The 21,844-nt window shown below is 53.0% G+C and carries 22 protein-coding genes and 1 riboswitch; of the genes, 3 read left to right on the top strand and 19 right to left on the bottom strand.

The window, feature by feature from the left end:
• Positions 1-163: 163 nt before the first annotated feature.
• The 8 genes from IGQ16_RS09455 to egtC form a co-directional block, all read right to left on the bottom strand.
• Positions 164-952, bottom strand: coding sequence for a hypothetical protein (locus tag IGQ16_RS09455; protein WP_024124254.1), 789 nt, complete (start codon positions 950-952; stop codon positions 164-166).
• A complete protein-coding gene (locus IGQ16_RS09450) occupies positions 945-2,264 on the bottom strand; it encodes an AAA family ATPase (protein ID WP_297061209.1) in 1,320 nt (439 codons plus the stop codon). The genes IGQ16_RS09455 and IGQ16_RS09450 overlap by 8 nt, the downstream gene beginning before the upstream one ends.
• Positions 2,265-2,361: 97 nt before the next feature.
• Positions 2,362-2,835, bottom strand: coding sequence for a hypothetical protein (locus IGQ16_RS09445; protein ID WP_297040856.1), 474 nt, complete (start codon positions 2,833-2,835; stop codon positions 2,362-2,364).
• Positions 2,836-2,838: 3 nt separating this feature from the next.
• Positions 2,839-4,446, bottom strand: coding sequence for a 2-isopropylmalate synthase (locus IGQ16_RS09440; protein WP_297061275.1), 1,608 nt, complete (start codon positions 4,444-4,446; stop codon positions 2,839-2,841).
• A gap of 127 nt (positions 4,447-4,573) precedes the next feature.
• Positions 4,574-5,596 carry a sirohydrochlorin chelatase gene (locus IGQ16_RS09435; RefSeq protein WP_024124258.1) on the bottom strand — a complete coding sequence of 341 codons (1,023 nt, stop codon included), beginning with the start codon at positions 5,594-5,596 and terminating at the stop codon, positions 4,574-4,576.
• A gap of 32 nt (positions 5,597-5,628) precedes the next feature.
• Positions 5,629-5,773: riboswitch (cobalamin riboswitch) on the bottom strand.
• A gap of 32 nt (positions 5,774-5,805) precedes the next feature.
• Positions 5,806-7,332 (bottom strand): peptide ligase PGM1-related protein, encoded by a 1,527-nt coding sequence (locus IGQ16_RS09430; protein WP_297040854.1) that lies wholly within the window; start codon positions 7,330-7,332, stop codon positions 5,806-5,808.
• 83 nt (positions 7,333-7,415) lie between these two features.
• A complete protein-coding gene (locus IGQ16_RS09425; protein WP_297061204.1) occupies positions 7,416-8,540 on the bottom strand; it encodes an SUMF1/EgtB/PvdO family nonheme iron enzyme in 1,125 nt (374 codons plus the stop codon).
• Entirely contained in the window at positions 8,515-9,297 is a 783-nt protein-coding gene (gene egtC / locus IGQ16_RS09420; protein ID WP_024124261.1) for an ergothioneine biosynthesis protein EgtC, read from the bottom strand. Before egtC ends, IGQ16_RS09425 begins: the two co-directional genes overlap by 26 nt.
• A gap of 136 nt (positions 9,298-9,433) precedes the next feature.
• Here egtC and IGQ16_RS09415 point away from each other — a divergent pair, with 136 nt between their 5' ends.
• Entirely contained in the window at positions 9,434-10,144 is a 711-nt protein-coding gene (locus tag IGQ16_RS09415; RefSeq protein WP_297061201.1) for a DUF2232 domain-containing protein, read from the top strand.
• Here IGQ16_RS09415 and fni read toward each other — a convergent pair.
• From fni to IGQ16_RS09365, 10 genes are all read right to left on the bottom strand, one after another.
• Complete coding sequence (gene fni, locus IGQ16_RS09410; protein ID WP_367116123.1) at positions 10,141-11,202, bottom strand: type 2 isopentenyl-diphosphate Delta-isomerase; 1,062 nt, start codon at positions 11,200-11,202, stop codon at positions 10,141-10,143. The genes IGQ16_RS09415 and fni overlap by 4 nt on opposite strands.
• Before the next feature lie 69 nt (positions 11,203-11,271).
• A complete protein-coding gene (locus IGQ16_RS09405) occupies positions 11,272-12,408 on the bottom strand; it encodes a geranylgeranyl reductase family protein (RefSeq protein WP_024124264.1) in 1,137 nt (378 codons plus the stop codon).
• Positions 12,409-12,464: 56 nt separating this feature from the next.
• Positions 12,465-13,361 carry a cation diffusion facilitator family transporter gene (locus IGQ16_RS09400; protein WP_297061199.1) on the bottom strand — a complete coding sequence of 299 codons (897 nt, stop codon included), beginning with the start codon at positions 13,359-13,361 and terminating at the stop codon, positions 12,465-12,467.
• Positions 13,362-13,370: 9 nt separating this feature from the next.
• Entirely contained in the window at positions 13,371-14,672 is a 1,302-nt protein-coding gene (gene ctpC / locus IGQ16_RS09395) for a carboxyl-terminal processing protease CtpC (protein ID WP_024124266.1), read from the bottom strand.
• Positions 14,673-14,795: 123 nt separating this feature from the next.
• Complete coding sequence (locus tag IGQ16_RS09390) at positions 14,796-15,134, bottom strand: hypothetical protein (RefSeq protein ID WP_297061196.1); 339 nt, start codon at positions 15,132-15,134, stop codon at positions 14,796-14,798.
• Positions 15,135-15,200: 66 nt separating this feature from the next.
• Entirely contained in the window at positions 15,201-16,088 is an 888-nt protein-coding gene (gene argB, locus IGQ16_RS09385) for an acetylglutamate kinase (RefSeq protein WP_024124268.1), read from the bottom strand.
• Positions 16,089-16,107: 19 nt separating this feature from the next.
• Positions 16,108-16,578, bottom strand: coding sequence for a hypothetical protein (locus IGQ16_RS09380; RefSeq protein ID WP_051372760.1), 471 nt, complete (start codon positions 16,576-16,578; stop codon positions 16,108-16,110).
• Positions 16,579-16,752: 174 nt separating this feature from the next.
• Positions 16,753-16,998: a chlororespiratory reduction protein 7 gene (locus IGQ16_RS09375; protein WP_024124270.1), complete on the bottom strand. Its 246-nt coding sequence runs from the start codon at positions 16,996-16,998 to the stop codon at positions 16,753-16,755.
• A gap of 64 nt (positions 16,999-17,062) precedes the next feature.
• A complete protein-coding gene (locus IGQ16_RS09370) occupies positions 17,063-17,311 on the bottom strand; it encodes a CAP domain-containing protein (protein ID WP_051372761.1) in 249 nt (82 codons plus the stop codon).
• Complete coding sequence (locus IGQ16_RS09365) at positions 17,290-17,463, bottom strand: CAP domain-containing protein (protein WP_162147156.1); 174 nt, start codon at positions 17,461-17,463, stop codon at positions 17,290-17,292. The genes IGQ16_RS09370 and IGQ16_RS09365 overlap by 22 nt, the downstream gene beginning before the upstream one ends.
• A gap of 173 nt (positions 17,464-17,636) precedes the next feature.
• Between IGQ16_RS09365 and groL the strand changes: the two genes are divergently transcribed.
• Complete coding sequence (groL, locus tag IGQ16_RS09360) at positions 17,637-19,268, top strand: chaperonin GroEL (RefSeq protein WP_297061193.1); 1,632 nt, start codon at positions 17,637-17,639, stop codon at positions 19,266-19,268.
• Positions 19,269-19,343: 75 nt separating this feature from the next.
• Here groL and bchD read toward each other — a convergent pair whose 3' ends face one another.
• Positions 19,344-21,341 carry a magnesium chelatase ATPase subunit D gene (bchD, locus tag IGQ16_RS09355; RefSeq protein WP_297061271.1) on the bottom strand — a complete coding sequence of 666 codons (1,998 nt, stop codon included), beginning with the start codon at positions 21,339-21,341 and terminating at the stop codon, positions 19,344-19,346.
• 110 nt (positions 21,342-21,451) lie between these two features.
• On the opposite strand from bchD, the gene IGQ16_RS09350 reads away from it, so the two are divergent.
• Positions 21,452-21,814 (top strand): hypothetical protein, encoded by a 363-nt coding sequence (locus IGQ16_RS09350; protein ID WP_297061191.1) that lies wholly within the window; start codon positions 21,452-21,454, stop codon positions 21,812-21,814.
• Positions 21,815-21,844: the final 30 nt, after the last annotated feature.

Genomic DNA, 21,844 nt, shown 5'->3' with positions numbered 1-21,844 from the left:
ATTCCTATCGAGCGATCGCTCCTCTATGCTGAACCCGTTTACCTCGAAGCCGATCCAGACCATCTCCCCACTTTGGCACGGGGGGTGTCATGGATAATCAGCAAATCGTCATCGCTCCCACTTGAGAGGCGGGTCTTGAGTAACTGTCCCCGTGGTAACCCGCTTAATTAAAGCAAATGCTGAGAGAATCCCACTGGCCTGAGGGGGCGATTTCTTTCAACTCATCAACCGACCGAAATTTTCTACCCCCTTGGTGGTTTCTATACCTTTCGAGGCGTCCAATAACAACCTGAGCCTCGTCGATGGTCAATCCCGGAACACGCTGCTTAAGACTCTCAGCATCTCTGTAGCGGTTGATGCGAATATTTCGCCGCTTTTGTAATGGGGTGGGGGATGACTCTAGGATGTTCCTAAGGATTTTAACTTGTTCTGAGAGATTCATCACCTGCTGAGATTGCTCAGTCATTTCTTGATGGATGCTTTCTATCTGTTTTTTGAGTGGTTGCAGATAGCGATCGAGGATGTTCGTGAATTCTGAGGCTGACAGAGGCAACTGTAAGTAGACCCCTTCCTGTTGAGGGGGATGCCCTTGGGCATTGATTTGCATCAGCGTTTTGATACGCTCTTGGAAATCTGAGACTTCTTGGTCATCCGCCAGTTCAACTCTGGTGGCCCACAACTGCTTAATCCCCAATTCCCGAGCAAAGTCCACAACTTCCTTGCCAAAGACAACTTCGTACTCTACATCCCCTGTCTGGCTGGTGACTGAGCGAATAATTAAGGGAATCAGGTTGGTCTGGTACTTTTCTAGATCCTCACGGATCAAAGTCGGTGAAACATACAGTAGCGCTTGGGGATAGTCATCGGGAACTTTTAGGAGATCAATGTGCACCTGACCCTGATGCACATCGTATAGACCAAGGTACCTTGAGAGTCTGTTGGATTTACTCATGCTGTGGAAATGCCTCAGTGGAAAGATGGCGCGCCAAATTTTCAAATGTTGTCGTTAGCTCATCAATTGGTTCTTGATCTGCTCTTGATAATTCCGCATATAGATTTCTGCTAAATATGGGTTGCTGTAAATCTGTTGCTTTTTCTATAGCAGCGCGCTTAGGAATCCATGTGTCTTTAGGCAAGAGATTAGAAACGACAGCATACTCGCGAGCTACTCTCTCAAGGATATCCTGGAGCCTCTCTTGCATCTGCGCATTGACAGCAGAGTTCCTCTGATCGTACTTATTAACGGCAATACCCAGAAGCCGCGGCGGGTTATCCATTACAGGTCTGAAGGCTTCTAGGCGGGCCAAGACATACTCAATCGCCCGTATGGGGTAAGGGGCAAATTCTATCGGAATCAGAACCCCATGGGAAGCCATCAAAGCAATGGCATTGACTTTACCAAAGGCAGGGGGTGGATCAATTAGGATGATATCGTAGGGGTGGTTTCTTAGCTTTCTTTGCAGGACGCGATCGATATCTATTGTCCTAATCAGGTCGGCTTCTTGGTCTGCGAGGCGAATGTGGGAGGGGACAACGTCTAAGTGGAGATTGTCCCAACGCTTTCGATAGACGACTTCCTCGAGGGTGACCTTTGGTTCTAAGAGGAGGTGAGCAATGTCTTTCCGGCCTTGATCCTCAATATCCCTCAGGGGATCAATGCCTAAACCAATGCTAAGATTCGACTGCGGATCAATATCAATGAGTAGCACGCGCTTGCCCATGGCAGCAAAGGCAGCACCTAGGTTCAGGGTAAGGGTTGTTTTCCCCACTCCCCCTTTATGATTAAAGACAGTAATAATCATGGAAGTCTTCTGAGGATGTGTTGAGGGAAAAGCATAATTTTTTTGCAATACTTTTTCAAGGTGATGATAAATCTTGAGTTGCTCTTGGGTTAGGGCGCTCACGAGCGCTTCAGCAGCATTGCGGTGCAGTACCTTGGTCAGTTTTTGAATGCTTTTTCGCTCCAACTGGCCGGCGGCCCACTTGAGTTGGCACAGGGGCTTTTTTAGGGGATTTTGATAAAAGAGTTGGTAATCTTTACCATTGATTAAAAGGCCAAAAACCGCTTGAGCTGCTGCCATGTATTCCCGCAGTTGCTGTTGACCGCTGAGCCTTGACTCATTTGAGGATTTGACCTCAATCACAAGGTAGTTGAAGGAGCGATCGCCCGCCAGCGGCAAGGAAATGAGAAAATCGGGATAGCCATTCCCTAGCTTTGGCTTGATCCAATAGTTTTGAAGATCATAGCCCCATGCCTTTAACAAAGGTAGGACTATCTTCCGTTCAATCTCGGCTTCGTTACCCCTAGGCATTGCTCAGTGTCCTTGCCGTTACCTTCTGAGTGAGTGCCAGTGGCTAAAATTAAAGGGAACGCTGCCTAAGGGGAAGCCGCCAAAAAGGCGTGGGCAACAGCCCAGCAAACACTCGTAGAACAATGAGTGCGTGCGCAAAAAAGGTCAGAGCTACCCAAAAGCGGGGAAACCAATAGGCACGTGGGTCGCTACTGAGGGGGGGAAAAAGTTGATAGCCCAGCCAAATTAAGGCGGGAGGCAAGGTTACCAATAAAACTGCCAGAATTATAGCCGTATAGGTGAGGCTAGCGGGGGGCGTGTTGAGCGATCGCCAGTTGGTACCCGTCCACTGCCAGCGAAATGCCATGGCACTGTCTTCGAGCCGTGCTGTTTGATGGACAAAATCCAAGCTGAGAATATGGCGGCAAAAGTTACAGGCATAGGTATCCATCAGTACCATCGGCGCAATTTGCCCGTGACGGCAAACGGGGCATAAATAGACGCCATTGGCTTCCAAGGGCTTAGCAGGGGTGGACTCTGGCATAAGCTACGCTTGGGGATGTAGCGCCCGTTGTTCAAGACCGCGGTAGAGACGGTTCAGGGCATTCATATAGGCTTGGGCAGAGGCCACAATAATATCCGTGTTAGCGGCATGGCCAGCATAGATGCGATCCTCGTGCTGTAGCCGAATTGTTACCTCACCGATAGCATCAATGCCGGCGGTAACGGATTGCACCGAGTATTCAATGAGGCGATTGGGAATTTGCACCACACGGTTAATGGCACGATAGACCGCGTCCACAGGGCCAGTGCCAATGGCGGCATCGGTCAACTCTTCACCACTGGGGGTACGCACGGTCACCGTTGCTGTTGGGCGGGCATGATCACCGCAGGAAACTTGGACAAATTCCAGTTGATAGCCCTGCAGATCAATCCCTTGGCTTTCATCCTTGGCGATCGCCTCCAGATCCCAGTCAGTGATTTCTTTTTTCTTGTCGGCGAGATCCTTAAAGCGCAAAAAGGCCTTATTGAGTTCCGTTTCACTGAGTTCAAAGCCCAATTCCCGTAGGCGGGTGGCAAAGGCATTACGGCCAGAGAGCTTGCCCAAGACAATTTGGTTATCGGCAAGGCCAATCAGTTGGGCATCCATGATTTCATAGGTTTGCTTGTGCTTGAGGACGCCATCTTGGTGAATCCCCGATTGGTGGGCAAAGGCATTGGCACCCACGATCGCCTTGTTGGGTTGAATCAGCATCCCCGTTAGGTTTGAGACCAAGCGGGAGGTTTTATAAATTTCACGGGTGTTGATATTCGTCAAGGGTTCCTCTGATTCGGGTGGGCGACCTAGGAAAGGATTGAAGTACTGCCGCCGCACATAAAGTGCCATGACTAATTCCTCAAGGGCAGCATTCCCCGCACGCTCACCAATGCCATTAATCGTACACTCCAGTTGCCGGGCGCCATTTTTCACCGCTTCCAAGAAGTTAGCAACCGCCAAACCCAAGTCATTGTGACCATGAACCGAGATGACGGCGCGATCGATATTGGGCACATTTTCCTTAATGCCTTTGATCAGGGCACCAAACTCGGCGGGGGTGGTGTACCCCACAGTGTCAGGAATGTTGACCGTCGTTGCACCAGCGTCAATGACCCGCTCTAGAACTTCATAGAGAAACTCAGGATCTGAACGCCCAGCATCCTCTGGGGAAAACTCCACATCATCCACAAAAGACTTGGCATAGGCCACCATTTCTTGCGCAATTTCCAGTACTTCAGCGCGGGTTTTCCTGAGCTTGTACTCTAGGTGAATATCGGAGGTGGCAATAAACGTGTGAATGCGAGGATAGTAGGCGGGTTTGAGGGCTTTTGCGGCGGCTTCAATATCTTGGCGGGTGGCACGAGCCAAACCACAAATGACAGGACCGGTTTCAGTGCCTACAGTTTCGGCAATCCGCTGTACGGCTTCAAAGTCGCCAGGGCTGGCAAAGGGAAAACCCGCCTCAATAATATCCACCCCCAGGCGAGCCAGTTGACGGGCGATCGTCAGTTTTTCATCCACATTCAGTGAGGCCCCTGGAGACTGTTCACCGTCCCGCAGTGTGGTATCGAAAATTAACACCCGATCAACGGTCTGGGGAGGATATTTAATGCGCATAGACAAGCCCCATCCAAGCTTGAGAAAGAGTACCAGTCATTTTAACTCTAACATTTTCGCTGGGGAGCAATGGTTAGCTTTTGCGGCGGGAAGCCCTGCGTCTTATCCGCTGGCGGTCGGGAGTCGGTCACGGAACCTGCCAAATGCGTTGGTGATAACTGGGCAAGTGATCTAGGTCCACGCTTGATGCATGGTGATGGGGGTGACCCCCAGGATCGTGGCTGTGGGAGGGGTGCTCATGATCGTGATGATGGTGGTGAAGATGGCCATGGCCTGCCACCAAGCGGAATTTGCAGGTTTCACAGTTCATGGCCACCTGTCCCCCATAGGTCTCAATTTCCCGCCGCCGCGTTAGATAAAACAGTTGCGGATGCAAGCCAATTTCCGGCAGGTTCACGTATTCAACATTGGGATAGGCGGCTTGGGCTTCTGCGGTGAGGGCATAGATTTTCTTGACGAGTGCCCCTGTAAACATAAAGTGGGGTAGGACAATCACGCGGCGGGGGCGGTGAAGATTCGCCCGCGCAAACCCTTCGGGTAGGCGAGGATGGGTGATGCCAATGAAGCACACCTCAACCGTTTGGTACCCACTGCCCTCCCAGAGCATACGGGCTAGCTTAAAGACGTCGCCATTGGCATCGGGATCGCTGGAGCCGCGTCCCACCATTAAGAGAACGGTTTCTTCACGGCCAATGCCTTGGGGGTTAAATTCTGGGAAGTCCAGTAGTTCGAGGCGCGATCGCCAGAGGCTCAAGATTTCTGGGGCAAGGCCATAGGGGCGGCCATAGTGGTAGCGCAACTGCGGAAAAGCACGCCGGGCCCGATCCAACTCGTTCGTAACATCAAATTTATTGTGGCGAGCAGCAAAGAGCAAAATCGGCAGCACTGACAAATCGGTATAACCTGCGGCCGCACATTGGCTCAGAACCTCAAAAATCGAGGGTTCGGTTAACTCCAGAAAACAGGGAAAAACAGGCCGACAGGAATCCAGTTGATAATAGGCTTGGGCAAAGTCCAAAAATGCTTGGCGACCCTCAGCATCACGCGTGCCATGACCAATGAGCAAGAGGGGACGAGGCTGGGGGAGAGGGGGTAAATCGAGACTAAAACCAAGGGGATTGAGAATTGAATCGTTAAGCGCAACAACCACGTTGAAACTCCATGCCCGTGCAACGCAGGCAAATAGAGTGAACCACAGCAAGTAGGCATTCTGGCTGAGGGGAGTTCCCCATCACAGTTGCGGCACAGCACCAGACTTGCACTGGGTTTTCCCTACAGGCTGCTTTTCACAGTGAACGTTGCCAATTCTAACGAGATTCTCAAACCCCTGTCTATGCGGGGGGTAGGCACATTAGGTGCTTATAGCGCCGCGGCATCGAGAACACCAATCGTTTGATTGTAGATGGCTTGGGCTTCTTCGGGGGTGTTGCCAATACTGACAAGTCCAAGCTTACCAAATTCCGAAAGTGCCCCCATGAGGTGAAAGACGGTGCCCGTTTCGGTACTGGAGTCAAAGTGCAAATGGTAGCGAGCAATCATATCCAAGAGATCATTGGGCAAGAGGCCGCGATAGTGGGGCTGGCAGAGGTTATCGGAGGCAATGTAATACTTAGGACGGCGGTGCTTGCTGTAAAACAGTCCAGAGGCTAGCTCATAGTGGCCATCGGTGAGGAATTTTAAGGTCATAAAGGGGTGCGTAGTACCGCCTTTGCGCAGGTTAATTTCAATGGCATAAAGCTCCCAGCCTGCTGTTGTCTGGGTTGCAACAACGTCCACACCAAAACAGCCGATCACTCCCTGCTGTGCCAAGTACGTCCCTACTTTTTGCCCCAGTTGTTGCAGTTGCTGGCGATAGTCGGCATGGGCAGGAAATTCACAGCCAATAAAAATTTGACCTGTGGGGGCATTGAGTAACTGTTCATGGGTCGAAACAATTTCAACACTGCCTTTGGGGGTAATACACCCTTGGACACTGGGCGATCGCTTGACTGTCCCTTCAACAAAGGCTTCGACAATCCCCCCCAGATCTGTAAACCGCTGCCGATAGGAGGCCCAAGTTTCATTGGGAGCTTGAAAGACCATGTCCTCTAGGCTATTCTCAATCCGCTGGAGATGATCGGGGGTATGCGGGCTGCCCAAGGGGCGCAGGGGGCGGAGGTCGAGAAGAGCATTGCCTTCTCCAGAAAAGGCTGCGTTGAGTTTCACCACCAGCCGTTGAAGGTCAGGGCATTTTTCCTGTAGATGAGCGATCGCCCGCACCAGTTCTGGCACCCCCTGCAAAAAGCCACTGCCAATCGGGTGGAGGATTCCCGCTGCTGCAAACAGTTCTCGGCTGCCGGCCTTGGTTCCCCAATAAAGGAGATCCGGATCCGTAGAGTAGAGGGGAACGCCTAAGCGTACCGCCAGTTCCCGCTCCAAAGGGGTGGAGTTAAAACACACCATGTAGGCTTGGTTGGGACGCAGGGCTTGACGAATACGCTCCAAGAGGCGAGGTCGCTCTAAAATTTTTGCGGTGAGGGGTTTATCGGAGCGATCGTAGGTGGCCAGCAAGAGCAGGCGATCGCGGGCATGGGAACTGGGCACCCCCGGCAGTAAATCTAAGTAGTAATCCACAATACTGGGATGCAGGGGTTGGGATGTGACATAGATCATGCGGGTACGCGGATTGCGCAACTGGATCAGCGTATAAAGCTGCCGCTCCTCGTAGTGGGTGTAGCCTGTGATCTTGCCTAGCTCCGGTTGGGGAAAACTGAGGGAAGGCACCACCACAATATCGCGCTCAATGCCGCCGGGGCCTCTGGGCAGTTCCGGGATAAAGGTTTCTGTTCCGTCCCAGCACTCCAAGAGCCGCGTTTGCAGTTGGCGGAACTCCTCGGCGATCGACATCTCTACCTTTCCAGACTATTTTCCCTAGTGTAGAAAGTGCGGGGTCTCTCTCGGATCATTTGACCCCCTTTTTCAAACTTTCTTCACTGAGAAATCAAATTTTCTTGGTGAACATAGCGTGCGCCGGCAAAGACCTCACGGGTGCTGCGGCTATACCAATTGCGAAATGAGGGCCGCTTGAGAATGGGGCGCGTCCAGTGACTCCCCCCCTTGAGGACAAAATGCTCACCATCAAAGTAGGGGGCAGAATAACCACGGTAGGGATAGCTCTGGAAGCCCGGATAGGGGGCAAAGGGACTTTGGGTCCACTCCCAAACGTAGCCCCGATTCAAGAGTCCCTGCTGGGCAGCAATTTCCCATTCCCGTTCACTGGGTAAACGTTTGCCTTGGGAATGGCCATAGGCTTCTGCTTCGTAGAAACTGAGTCCCCACATGGGGAGATCCAAGTTCTCAGGGATGGGGTAAAACGGTGCGGTAATTTTTTCTGCTTGGCGCCATTCCCAGCCACTGCTGGACCACCATTCCCGCTGCTGGTAACCACCCCGTTCAACAAAGGCGAGAAATTCCCGCCACGTCACCGGTGCTGCATCAATCCTAAAGGGGAGTGTTTCGACCCACTGGCTGGGCTGTTCGTTATCTAGAGCCAAAAGGTCTGCACTGCCAATGGCATACCGGCCAGCGGCAATCCGTTGGTGTTCCTGTGGCAGCGATAGGCTAGGGGGTAACGTGGCAAAGATTCCCTGCATCGCCAGCACCATTTGCATTGTTTCACTGTGCTGAGCTTCATGCTGCAAAATCCACCACCAGAGACGAGCTTCCTGTTGCCATTGCGTGTCGCTCAGGCAGTGGAAGCGATCGCCCGTACGTTGGCGAATCCCTGCGAGGTACTCCAGTAATTGGCGTCGTGGTGGCAAGTGCTGTCGCTCCACCTTAGGTCGGCCATCGGCGGCATACCAATAGCGATCGCGATCTCTGAAACCGGAATCTTCAGGTAATAGCCAAAAGGCCTCAGTATAACCAATGTGTCCCAAATGCCACCCCACGGGACTATAGAGGGGATGGGGCTGAGCACAAAGAATTACCTCGCTCAACTGGGCAACTAATTGGAGCGTAAATTGCCGCTGGTTTTGAAAGGCTTGCCAAAAAACTTCGCGATCAAAGGGATTCCAGCGGGTCGAGGTCTCAGAAGGCGTAAATTTCTGGTTCACTGTGCAAACTCAGCAACAGCAATTTATTTTCTGGTAAAGGATACCACTCCGCTTGAGTATCTACGGGTTCTGAGGTGAGTTGAATCTTCTCGGCATCCTGACTCCAGTACAGGGTGGGGGGTGGTGTGCCCTGGGAGCAGCGGCTGGCGAGAATATACAAACCATCGGTGAGAATCATGGCGGCACTGACACGGGTAGACGCTGCCTGCGCTAGGGAAAAGACGATTTGCAGTGTTTGCCGCAGAACCATCACCGGTGACAATTGCGGATTCAACACCAATTCATTGCAAAAGAGGGCAAAGAGATGTTCAGAATCCGTCGAGCCTTCAACAATGTTGTAACAAATATCCGACAGGCGATCGCGCATTGGGCGGTGGAGGGTTTGGCGAAAGTTGTCGATAAAGCCATTGTGCATCCCCAGCCAGCGTCCCCAGCGAAAGGGTTGGGTATTCGTCATCTGCACCGCTTGCCCCGGTGTGGCACTGCGGACATTGGCCAAAAAACAGGCAGATTCAATGTAGCGGCTTAAATGCTCAGTAAAGTTGATATCATGCCACATGGGTATTGTTTGCCGATACAGAAAGGGGGGCACATCTTGGTGGGCAGCATACCAGCCCACCCCAAAGCCATCTGCATTCAAGAGTCCCGCTGTCATTTCGCGGGGTTGATAACTTTGTACCAACAGGGAATGGGGAGCATCCACTAGGGCATGGGCAAGGGAGGTTTTGCGCCCCATATAGGCATAAAGACGACACATAGGAACATACGAATTTGTAAAATACCCTACCCACGATTCTAACTTTCAGCAAAGGATTTTTCGGGGAGCGATACCCAGTTTGAGGGCCGGCAGTAAAGCTTGCTAAAGTGTAGAGAAAAAAGGCTATCTGCAATCAATGAACCCGACGGACTCCCTAGAGGATGATTTTCCCGACATCGAAGCCCTTGTGCCCCCTGAGAAAAGCCAAAGCGTGGGGCGATCGCAAATTCAGCGTACCCTCGTCATTACGGAAACAGCCTTCCTGGCTAGTACCGCTGCCCTGCTCTGGGTGGTTAACTTTTATTTACCCGCTGGCCCAGTCCTGCGCCTGTTTTTTCCGATTCCCATTGCGTTGGTTTACTTACGCTGGAACCGCCGCGCCGCGTGGATGGCGGCCATTGTGAGTGCGTTGCTCCTTTCCGTTTTGATGGGGCCACCCCGCAGTCTGCAATTTCTCTTGCCCCACGGCATTATGGGGGTCATTTTTGGCGGCTGCTGGGCAAAAAAAGCGGGCTGGGGACGCTCCATCCTCAGTGGGGCAGTGATTGGCACTGCAGGATTTTTCTTTCAGATTAGTCTTGTGTCCATTCTCCTGGGGGAAAACCTCTGGATTTACTTCAATCGGCAGGTCACGAATTTTATTGATTGGGTACTGGTCAATCTAAATTTGCTGCTGGAGCCAACGGTGACCTTGATCCAAGTCGTGGCACTACTGCTCGTCTTTTTCCAGTCCACGGTTTATGCCTTAGTCGTGCACATTTTGGCATGGACACTGTTGGAGCGATTGGGCAATCCCATTCCGGATCCACCGCCGTGGCTGCGCACCATCCTTGAAGAGCCTCGCTAAATCCTCTCGAGACAGCGGCGCTGATAGAGAGCTTGGGGGGTGGCACTGCCGGTACAAAATAGCACGGTTTTCAATTCCTCAAGGATAAAGTCAATGCGTTGAGCCAGTGCTTCCTCTGATTGATGGGCTGCCTGCAAAAGGGGGCGAGCTAAACCGGCAAGACCTGCACCAAGGGCCAAGGCTTTGGCTACATCAATGCCATTTTTCAGTCCACCGGAGGCAATCAGGGGCGTATCTGGTAGGGCAGTGTGAATTTGCTCAAGGCAGCGAGCCGTAGGAATACCCCATTCAGCAAAGGTGTCTCCGAGAAACTGTTGACGGGCATCTTGGGCACGCGCTGCTTCCACTTTTGCCCAAGAGGTTCCCCCTGCCCCCGCCACATCAATGGCCGCTACACCCACATCCACCAATTGCTTGGCTACATCAGCACTGATACCATTGCCCACTTCCTTGACAATCACGGGCACAGGTAGGGAACGACAAAGGACGCCAATTTTCGTTAACAATCCCTTAAAGTTGCGATCGCCCCCCGTTTGCACGGCCTCTTGCAGCGGATTCAAGTGCAAAATCAGGGCATTCGCTTCTAAGAGGTCAATAATTTTTTGGCATTCACTAACGCCACAGCCATAGTTCAACTGCACTGCGCCAAGATTGGCCAACAGAGGAATGGTGGGTGCCTCCCTGCGAATCGCAAACGTGGTTGCCACCTCCGGATGCTCCAGCAGCACCCGTTGGGATCCCACACCCATCACAATTTTCTTTTGCTGCGCCACCCGTGCTAAACGGCGATTGATTTCTCCTGCTTGGGGTGTGCCACCGGTCATGGAGGAAATCAGCAGGGGTGCTGCCAGCCGCCAGCCAAGAAACTCAACCCTCAGATCAATCTCGGCAAAGTCCAGTTCGGGCAGGGCACAATGGCGAAAGCGATACTTCTCGAAACCCGTGGTGACTTCTTGATGGCTGACATCACTTTGAATACAAAGCTTGAGGTGCTCGGCCTTGCGCTGCTCAATGGGACTGTTCACCAGTAATGTTCCTAAGTTGGGCTGCACCAACATTATAGGGGCAAGGTCTCCAAGGCTTTTTGGGCAGCTATTCACCTACATGACCAACATTCATGACCAACATTAGCGTCGAACCCCAGGCAGCCTGAAGCCCGATGCCAACAATTTCAGGCCATTGGCTGCCACATCGCGGTAGCGTAATTGGCCACAGAAAATTTGCCCCATCCGCTGTCGAGCACTTAAACGCTTGACGGCGAGTTCATAGGCAGTGCGGGGCATCCGATAAAAAAGGGTGGAGAGCCGCTTTGCCCAGATCATATCGGCGCCCCATTCCTGCTGTACTTGCTGTGAGTAATTGGCAAGGGCTTCTGGATCTCCACTGAGGGCGCGATCGATGGCGTGGGCAGCCAACATCCCAGTCAACAGAGAGGGGCGAATGCCCTCGGCAGTAAATGGATCAACGACACAGGCAGCTTCGCCAGCCAGGAGGGCATTCTGGGTATGCAGGCGTTGGTGCTGCTGCCAACAGTAGAGAGGGTGGCCATAGACCTTGACTTGATTGAAATCAACTCCAAAGGTTTCAGCATACTCTGCCCCGATCGCCCGCAGGTTTTGCTTACGCCCCAAGGCCACTGTGCCTACCCCAATAGAGTAGCCATCGCGTTTAGGAAAGTTCCAAATATAGCCATTGTGGAGGCGACCAAAGTCAAAGTGGGCTGCCGTGAGGGAATGATCAGGCATCGCTGCTTCAATCTCAATCGCTGCTCCCACCCGCTGCTGACGACCCCTAAATCCGAGCCACTTGGCCATCGAGCCTTTGGCACCGTCACAGCCAATCAGGTACTGGGCTGTAAAATCCCCTGAGGGGGTGTGTACCTGCCAGCGATCGCCCCCCCATGTCAGACCCGTTACGGGGGTTTGAGGGCGCAACTCTGCTCCCTGTCGCTGGGCCTGTTGAATTAAGAAGTAGTCAAAAACATCGCGGCGCACCATCCACATTGGCTGCTCTGGTGGAAACTCCAGAAGTTGAGCCTCTTCCCCCTGCCATGTACAGACCATTTGCGTCACTTTCAAAGAGATGGCCGGACTAAAGTCAAAGTCAAACCAGGATTGCACTTGGGGCGACACACCACCCCCACAGGGCTTATAGCGCGGCAGCGCCTCCTTTTCCAGCACCAAAACCCGTCGCCCCCGCTTTGCCAAGTGATAGGCAGCCGCACCCCCTGCAGGCCCTGAACCAACAACAATGCAATCGTACACCTGCAATAGCTTCCTTTAGTGATCCTGGCTTCAAACAGATTCTAACTAAAAAGTTCTTAGGAAACGCTGATCTGGCTCGATTGGTAGTCCGGGGGTTCAACGTGGATGACGATGCGAGCAGGTCCGTAGCGCTCCTGCAGCAGGGCTTCAATTTGCTCAGTAATGTCATGGGCCGTGGGAATATCTTCCGCCTCCACGATTAAGTGCATCTCAATAAATACTTGCCGCCCCACCATCCCCCGTGAGCTAATGTCGTGGCAATTAACTACACCGGGTACGGTCATCACTAGCTCATGGATGGCTTCGGGAGCGATCGCCACCGCATCCACCAGCCAAGGAATGTTACCTTTGAGAACTTCCCACGCACTCCAAAACACAAGAGTGGCCACCGGGAATGCCAGCACCACATCCAACCAATCCCAGTTGAAGGTCCAGACGCCAATCAGGCCTAAAAGCACAATGGCGGTTGTCCACACATCGCTCAGGGTATGCTTGGCGTCGGCAATTAAAACAGAATTTTTCAGCCGATGCCCCATATGGTGCTCATAGAGGGTGAGGCCAATATTGATGCCGAGAACCAAGATCACAATCCAGAGTTCTGCCCCTGTAATTGTTACAGTATGGGTTTGATGTAAAAGGCGTTCAACGGCACTTTGTAAAATCTCAAAGCAGACCATGCCCAAAAAGGCAGCAATCCCCACTGCACCGAGGGCTTCAAACTTTTGGTGACCGTAGGGATGATCGCGATCAGGGTGGGGATTCGCCCACTGCATAGCCACTAAGCCCAAGATACTGCTACCGGCATCGGTCAGACTGTGTAGAGCATCGGCTTGTAAACTCAAGGACTGACTGAGAACCCCAACAACAGCCTTGATGACGGTCAGGGCGACATTTACCCCTAGCGCCAAGAACAATACCCGCTGGGCTTGTCGGCGACGGTCGGCCACAGTCATCACCGAACTCTAAGGATGGGCGGGCTGAGCAGGGAGTGCCGATTGAGTATTGCGCCGCTCCGCTAGGATGCGTTCATTGAGAACCGCTAGCGCCCGCATAAATTGGGGATCGCGATCAGTGGCAATGTCATCGCGCGTGAGTTGCTGCCGCTGCTGCTCCGTGAGCGTGACTTCAACATCGGGTTCAATGCCCTTCTTGTTAATATCACGGCCACTGGGGGTAAAGTATTTGGCGATCGTCACCGCAATCCCTGCCCCTTCTCCCACCGGCTGGACCGACTGCACCAAGCCCTTACCAAAGGTGCGCGTTCCCACCAATACAGCACGGCCATTGTCCTGTAGGGCACCCGCGAGGATTTCGCTGGCACTGGCAGACCCGCCATCAATGAGTACCACCAGGGGCTTATTGGTGAGGAAGCCGCGACCAGCGCGTAAGCGTTCTGCTTCCCCTTGGCGATTGACCGTAGAGACAATATCCCCCTGCTTTAGAAACATGCGGGCAATTTCAGCACTGGCAAAGAGGAGGCCGCCCGGATTGGAGCGTAAATCTAGAACATAGCCTTCAACACCTTGCTTTTCTAACTCACGGATAGCTGTGCGCATTTCCGCTGCTGCATTAGAGCTAAAGGTAACCAGGCGAATATAGCCCACCCGTCCTTGGGGAGTTTGGCGCAGGCTGTAGCGCACAGGATGAATTTCAATACGGGCACGGGTAATCTCATAGTTCAAGATTTGATCGCCCCGCCGGATCGTCAGGCGCACTTTTGTATTCACAGGTCCACGGATCATGCCAACTGCTTGGTTGAGATCCATGCCCTTAGTGGATTTGCCGTCAATTTTTAGGATCACATCCTTAGCCATTAAGCCCATCTCAGCGGCTGGACTCCCTTCAATGGGAGAAACCACCGTGATCTCTTTTGTCTTTTCGTCCTGGGTAATTGTGATACCTACCCCCGTGAGTTCACCAGAGGTTTCAATTTGCATGGATCGAAATTGCTCGGGATCCATAAAACGGGTATAGGGATCATTGAGCTTTTCTAGCATTTCCCGCGCCGCTTTGTAGGCCTCTTCGGGTTTGGTATAGTTGCGGGAGAGAAATTCCCGCCGCACCGCACGCCAATCATTGCCATTGAAGGTGGCATCAACGTATTCACGGTCAATGACCTGCCACACTTCATCCACCAGTTCCTTCGGACTTTGGCGAAAACCCGCTAGGCTACGGGACCAGTGAAGACCCGCACCCGTGACCGCAACCAATGCCGTCATGACCACTGTCGTACTGACAACGAGCGTGCGGTGTGTGATTCCCATATGATTCGTCCTAAATTTTCAACCCTTTAGCCTACGCCCAATCTAGCACAAAGACTGGCCTTGGCTGTGGGCGATCGCCAGCTCAAGCTAATTTGAAGAACGTTACTTCCTGTCAAAAAGTTCCTAGCCGCCAAATTGCCGCCGCACACAATAGTTTACACTCTCATCTAAGACACGCTGCGCCTGCCGCTGGCGACGGGACTGGGGTTGGCCACCATTGGGATCAAGGGCTTGAAAATCGGCGTAGCTCAACCGCTCCTGAATATAGTTGATGGAGCACTGACAAATGTTACTCATCACCGAGCGAGCTAAAATGGGCGCCGATCGCCGGCCACGCTCAATGCAGGTATCCATAAAACTATTCACAGCCACTTGGGGGTAGGGTTGGGGAATGGCGCGTGCTAGCAGTGTCAGGCTAGTGGCTAAGCCGCTACTCATTAAAATCAAAGAGAATAGTTTCATAAAATAGACGCTTACACTAAAACATCCTTGTTATACCTGAGGACGCCCTTTTTCATGCAAAAAGTTTCAACCACTAAAGGCGCTATCATAGGCTGCATTGGACCCCACTAGCATCGAGCCAATCCCTGAATCGGTAAAAATCTCCAGCAACAGGGCGTGGGGCACTCGGCCATCAATAATGTGTGCTGCTTTCACGCCTTGAGCGAGCGATCGCACGCAACAGGTGACTTTGGGAATCATCCCCCCCGAGACAACCCCCTCTTTAATCAGTTGCCGCGCTTCAGCAATGTCAAGGCGATAAATAAGGGTACTGGGGTCGCGATAATCCCGTAAAATGCCGGCGGTGTCCGTCAGTAAAATCAGCTTCTCAGCCCCCAAGGCCGCTGCAATCTCGCCAGCAACCGTATCGGCATTGATGTTGTAGGCTTGCCCAGTATCATCGGCAGCCACACTGGAAATGACAGGAATATACCCTTTCTCCACCAGTGCTGTAATCACACGGGTATCCACCCCCTGCACTTCACCCACAAAGCCAATGCTATCTTCCCCTTTGGCACGGGCACGAATCAGGTTGCCATCTTTCCCACACAGCCCCACCGCTTGCCCGCCCGCCTGATTGATCAGGGTCACAATTTCTTTGTTGACGCGGCCCACCAAGACCATCTCCACCACATCCATCGTCGCGGCATCGGTGACGCGCAGCCCATTTTTGAATTGCGGTTCAATGTTGAGCTTGGCGAGCCAAGTATTGATCTCTGGGCCACCCCCATGAACCACCACAGGGCGAATCCCCACATAGGAGAGAAAGACAATATCGCGAATCACGGAATCTTTGAGCTGCTCTTCCTTCATGGCGGCGCCGCCGTATTTGACGACAAAGGTGCGCCCAGCAAAGGCTTGGAGATAGGGAAGGGCTTCACTGAGAACACGAACGCGATCGCTATCGCTGAGCATAGTCTTCTCTCTTGTCAGTCTAAAAATCTAAACAGGGATCAATGGGGGGCTTGGCAGAGGGGGGCTCCTTCTCAGCGGCGATCGCCAAACGGGCGGCCAACACTGCCGCATAGTCGCGAATCAGGGACCAAATCAGGGGAGCCAGCCAGCCCCGCAGCATCACTGAGCAGGAAATCTGACTGCCACAGACCGTCGATTCTAAACGATAGGTCACCCGTTCCTCTACTCCCGGCAAAACCAAAATGCGAATACTCAACAGTTTCCCTGGTGATACCCGTTCGACAAAAATCTGAATCGGCCAAGGAATCCAACGGGTCATTGCTTGGAAAATAAACCCCGGCTTAGGTACAAGTCCGTAGGGCACATTCGTGCGCAAAATCAAGGGATGCCACGACACATCAGCCAAATTCACCACTTTGCGCCAGATCAAATCCACCGATGCAGAGCTGAGGGCCTGATAGGTGCCTGCCAACGGCCAACTATAGGTCATTTGTTGTTTTTTCTTTGGTTGACGACGGCGATCGGCCACAGTCTTGCTACCCTGATATTCCTGAGGAGTTGGACACCAAGAAAGAATCAATAATCGTCTGATTATTGAGCTAAGAGCCTTATCTATATTAGAACGGAATTTTCCGAGCAGGAGTTTCGTAACCCTGTGTAACAATTATTTTTCTAAACGCACGGCGTACCACTGGAGGTAGCCACCATTGGCCAATGGCAGTTCACAAGCCGTTGTCATGAGGTACTGGGCACGACTTTCCACATCAGGCAAGGCCAGGAGATCTGGTGCGAGGGAAACCTCTGTTTCTGTCAAGTACTCAATCAGCTTGGCCTGTAGCTCCATGGGGGTGAGAAAGGTCTCATCGCTGGTAGTGGATTCAAGGACAACGTACATTTCTTCAGTGAACATGGCGCATGTGACTAGCTTTGATGACATTGACATTCTTCGATCTGTTGACTAAGTTTTGCTCCCCTTACTGGGGTGGCAGCGCAAACATTTGTACAGCATAGACCTTGTCCCCTACGGAATTCAAAGCAATGCCAAAACCAAAACGGGTAAATTCAGGCCGAAGGATATTTTGGCGGTGCCCTTCACTATCCATCCAACCTTTGTGGCAGCGCTCAATTAGCTGATAGTGGAGCACCAATCCGGGGGTGCCCTTCTGCTGCATGATATTTTCACCGCCGCCACCGCGACCCCCTAGGGCGATAAAGCCATCCATTGGCGATTGTCCCTCAAAATTGGTATGGCTAAAGTATTGGCATTTGAGCATATCTTCGGCTGTTGTGCTGCCTCTGCAAGTACCTGATCGGCAACAAGGGGCGGCAGTCCATTGAGCTGGCGATCGCGATTCACCCGCCGACGGTCAGCCATGGCCAAGAAGCTTGTTGATGTGTGGCCGGTATAGGCGAGCAAGTGCGGAATCCCCCACATCTTTTCGTATTGCCCTGAGACACTGCTGCAGAGTATCGTGAACATTGGCTTGCAGTCTGCGAAGTTTGCAGTTCCTCAATTCTGATCTCCAAGTTATTAAAGGATAGCCACCGATGGCAAAGTTAGTTGCATTTCATGAAGAGTCCCGGCGATCGCTCGAACGCGGAATTAATGCCCTTGCCGATGCCGTGAAAATTACCCTTGGCCCCAAAGGGCGCAATGTGGTGCTCGAGAAAAAGTATGGTGCACCGCAAATTGTCAACGATGGCGTGACGATCGCCAAAGAAATCGAACTGGAAGATGCCTACGAAAATACTGGTGCTCAACTCATGCGGGAAGTAGCCGCCAAAACCAATGATGTGGTTGGGGATGGCACAACCACCGCAACCGTCCTTGCCCAAGCCCTGATCCGGGAAGGTCTCAAAAACGTGGCTGCCGGTGCCAACCCCATTGCTCTTAAGCGGGGCATGGAAAAAGCCATCAAAACAATTGTGGATGGCATTGCCGAAGTAGCCAAACCTGTTGAGGGGGAAATGATTGCCCAAGTGGCAACCGTTTCTGCCGGCAACGACCCCGAAGTGGGGGCAATGATTAGTGAAGCCATGGCCAAGGTGGGCAAAGATGGCGTGATCACCATTGAAGAATCGAAATCCCTGAATACAGAAATGGAAATTGTTGAGGGGATGCAGTTTGATCGCGGCTACATCTCCCCCTACTTTGTCACCGATCCAGAGCGGATGATTGTCCAACTCAACAATGCTTATCTGCTCCTGACGGACAAAAAAATTACGAGCATCCAAGACCTAATTCCCACCCTAGAAAGGGTGGCTCGCAGTGGTCGTCCCCTCGTGATTATTGCCGAAGACGTGGAAGGAGAAGCCCTGGCCACACTGGTGGTCAATAAACTGCGGGGCGTCCTCAATGTGGTCGCTGTTAAGGCTCCAGCCTTTGGCGAACGCCGTAAAGCCATGCTCGAAGACATTGCCATTCTCACGGGTGGTCAAGTCATTTCTGAAGAAGTTGGTCTGACCCTAGAGGATGTGGAACTCACAATGCTGGGGGAAGCCTCTTCTGTCACCGTCACCAAAGACACGACAACCCTTGTGTCGGAGAAGGGCAATAAAGCCGATATTCAAAAGCGGGTCGAACAGCTCAAGAAGCAGTTAGCTGAGACCGACTCCGAATACGACAAAGAAAAGCTACAGGAGCGGATTGCCAAGCTCGTGGGCGGTGTGGCTGTGATCAAAGTAGGTGCCGCCACCGAAACAGAATTGAAGGATCGCAAACTCCGCTTGGAAGATGCCCTCAATGCCACAAAAGCAGCAGTGGCTGAAGGGATTGTCCCTGGCGGTGGCGTGACGTTGCTCCACTTGGCCAGTCGCATTGACGCACTGCTGCCTCGCCTTAGTCCTGAGGAACAAACGGGTGCGCGCATCGTCGCCAGTGCCTTGGCGGCGCCAGTGGCTCAAATTGCTGACAATGCTGGTGCCGAAGGAGCCGTTGTCGTCGAAAATGTCCGTGCTGGTGACTTTAACTATGGCTTTAATGCCGCAACCGGCACCTATGAAGATCTGGTCAGTGCAGGTATTATTGACCCGGCCAAAGTGGTACGCTCTGCCCTGCAAAATGCAGGTTCGATCGCTGGCATGGTACTGACCACAGAAGCCCTGGTGGTCGAAAAACCGGAACCTAAACCCGCAGCCCCCGCTAATGGCGGTATGGGGGGCATGGGCGGCATGATGTAGGCTACCTGCCCTCATACTTTCCTATTTTCCTATTTTCTCTCCTCTCTAACTGGGGGGAGAGTTTTTGATGCGTAGCTAAAATTGCAGGGCGTTCTGGGTTACTTGGGCGATCGCCTGATCGGTGGCCTTAGGTAGATGGTAATACTTACCCCCCGCTTGCCGTGCCAATTCCTTGCCCATCCCTGTGGAGACAAACTTATTCTCAGTATCAATTACCAAGAGCTTTAGACCCAGGGCTTGAATCTTGGCGGCAATTTCCAGTACCTCGGCTTTGACATCCGGCTTGGTCTGCGGCGGTATGGTTTCCCCAAGGGAACGACTCAAGGGGACATTCCCCCGACCATCGGTGATAGCCACAATCATCACTTGACCAATTTCACCGCTTTGCCGGGCATTCAAGCCCACCCGTACCGCTTGGGTTAGGCCATGGGCAAGGGGAGAGCCACCCCCACAGGGCAGCGTTTCCAGGCGGCGCCGCGCTGCTTCAATGGAGCGAGTGGGGGGTAGGAGCACCTCTGCCTGTTCACCGCGAAAGGGAATGAGAGCCACCATATCACGATTTTGATAGGCTTGGGTCAAAAGGCGGAGGACGGCTCCTTTGGCGGAGTTCATGCGGTTCAGCGCCATCGACCCAGAGGCATCCACAACAAAGATAATCAAGGCACCTGCTTTGCGCACTAGGCGTTTGATCCGCAGATCACTGTTTTCAACAATGACACGGCGTTGGGGTTGACGTAGGCGACGGGATTTTTGGTAGGGAGCCGCGCTGCGCAGGGTGGCATCCACGGCAATTCGACCCCCTCGACCACGGGGCAAAATGGGGCGGATATAGCGACCGCGATCTTGGGAGTAAATGAGGCTGCGACTCCCCGATTTCCCTTGACGTTGGGTCAATTGGGCAAAGTAGAGCACTGACTCATCCAAGACCGTGCCATCGGCTTCAAAGACAAATTCTTCAGGAATGGCTGGAGTCTCCTGCTGCTCTTCCGGTGGCGTCTCTGACTCCTCGGGTTCTGCTTCGGGGTCAGACTGCTGATTTTCTGGGGGGGGTGGCGGTGGCTGCTCCGGCGGCGGTTCCACTTGAGTGGCTCGCGGCACAATTACCAATTCCACAGCGCGGCGTAGGTCCTCGGCATTCACTTCACTGCGACCATTAAGGGCAGCGTGGGCTTTGGCCACCCGCACCGCAAAGAGTTCTGCCCGATGACCCTGCACACCGCCTCGGAGGGCTTCGGTGACGAGATAGGCAATTTGCTGTCGTTGAATTTTCACCTCCTTGAGCCATTCCCGCGCCAGAATAATTTGGGTGCGCAGATCTTCTAGCTCAGTCTCGTATTGCTGCAAAAAGGCTTGGGGGGAATCAGCAAATTGGGTGGCATGATCCACCGCTGCAACCCGCTCATCCAAGCCCAGCACCTGATCCGCTGACAGAGCGATCGCAAACCGATCCAGCAGATGGGGCGGCACCTCCCCTTCTTCGGGGTTAAACGTGGCAATTAAAAGGGGACGACAGGGATGATCTAGACTAATCCCCTCCCGTTCGATTTGGTTGCGCCCAGCACTGAGGACCGCCATCAGCACGTTGGCCAATTGCTCATCCAGTAGATTAATTTCATCCACATAGAGCACTCCCCGATGGGCCGCTGCCAGTAGGCCGGGCTGAAAGACCGCTTCCCCCCGCTGCACCGATTGACTCACATCCACGGCCCCCAAGAGGCGATCCTCCGTTACCCCTAGGGGAATTTGCACAAAGGGGGCTGGAATAACTTTGGTTTTCAACTCCACATGGGGATGGCTTTGCCGCCAAGCCTGCAAGCGGCTATCCCACTCTTGAGGGCGTTCCGGGTCGGGGTTGGCAATGATCGGTACGGGAATTTCCCCCTGATCAATGACTTCAATGGGGGGCAATAGGGCATGAATTCCCCGCGCCAGCACGGATTTGGCAGTACCGCGCCGCCCCGCAATGATCACTCCTCCCAAACCGGGATCAACGGCGGCCAACAGCAATGCTAGCTTAATAGCCTCTTGACCAACGATGGCAGTGATGGGAAAGGGGGCGATCGCGAGCGTCATTGAATCCTTTTGGGTAAACACTAGTCATCATTCCTATCTTACCGAGGGCAGAAACGCTTTCTCGCCTCCTTGGCTAGACTGGAGTGAGAAACCCATGGGGAAGCCTACTCATGAAATACCTTGGGCAGACAATTGTGGCTGTGACCCTGTTGAGCCTGACCCCTTTGACTGCCCTGGCACGTCCCCTTGCCTGTCGCTCCTACGAGAGGACGTTTGTAGCCACGCAGACCCGCAGCTATTGGGTGAATATCTGTGGGGGCGATCGCCCCGCCTACTATATGGCACGACACAAGCAGGATGCGCGCCTATCGATTCGTCTGCCCCTGCGGGATTGGAGTCCTCAAGGGGACTATTTTGAAGCAGTTAATGGCGAGTACACGTATCTATTGACCAAAACACCCCGGGGGATGTTTTTGACCGTCAATCGCGGTACCTATGAATTGCTGCGCGAACCTGTTTTGCAGCCATGGTAAACAAAGGCACCCAATTCGCTAAAGTACCCG

It is taken from the genome of Thermosynechococcus sp. M3746_W2019_013 (assembly GCF_015296045.1).
Taxonomy (GTDB): domain Bacteria; phylum Cyanobacteriota; class Cyanobacteriia; order Thermosynechococcales; family Thermosynechococcaceae; genus Thermosynechococcus.
This window is presented reverse-complemented; position numbering and strand designations above follow the sequence as displayed.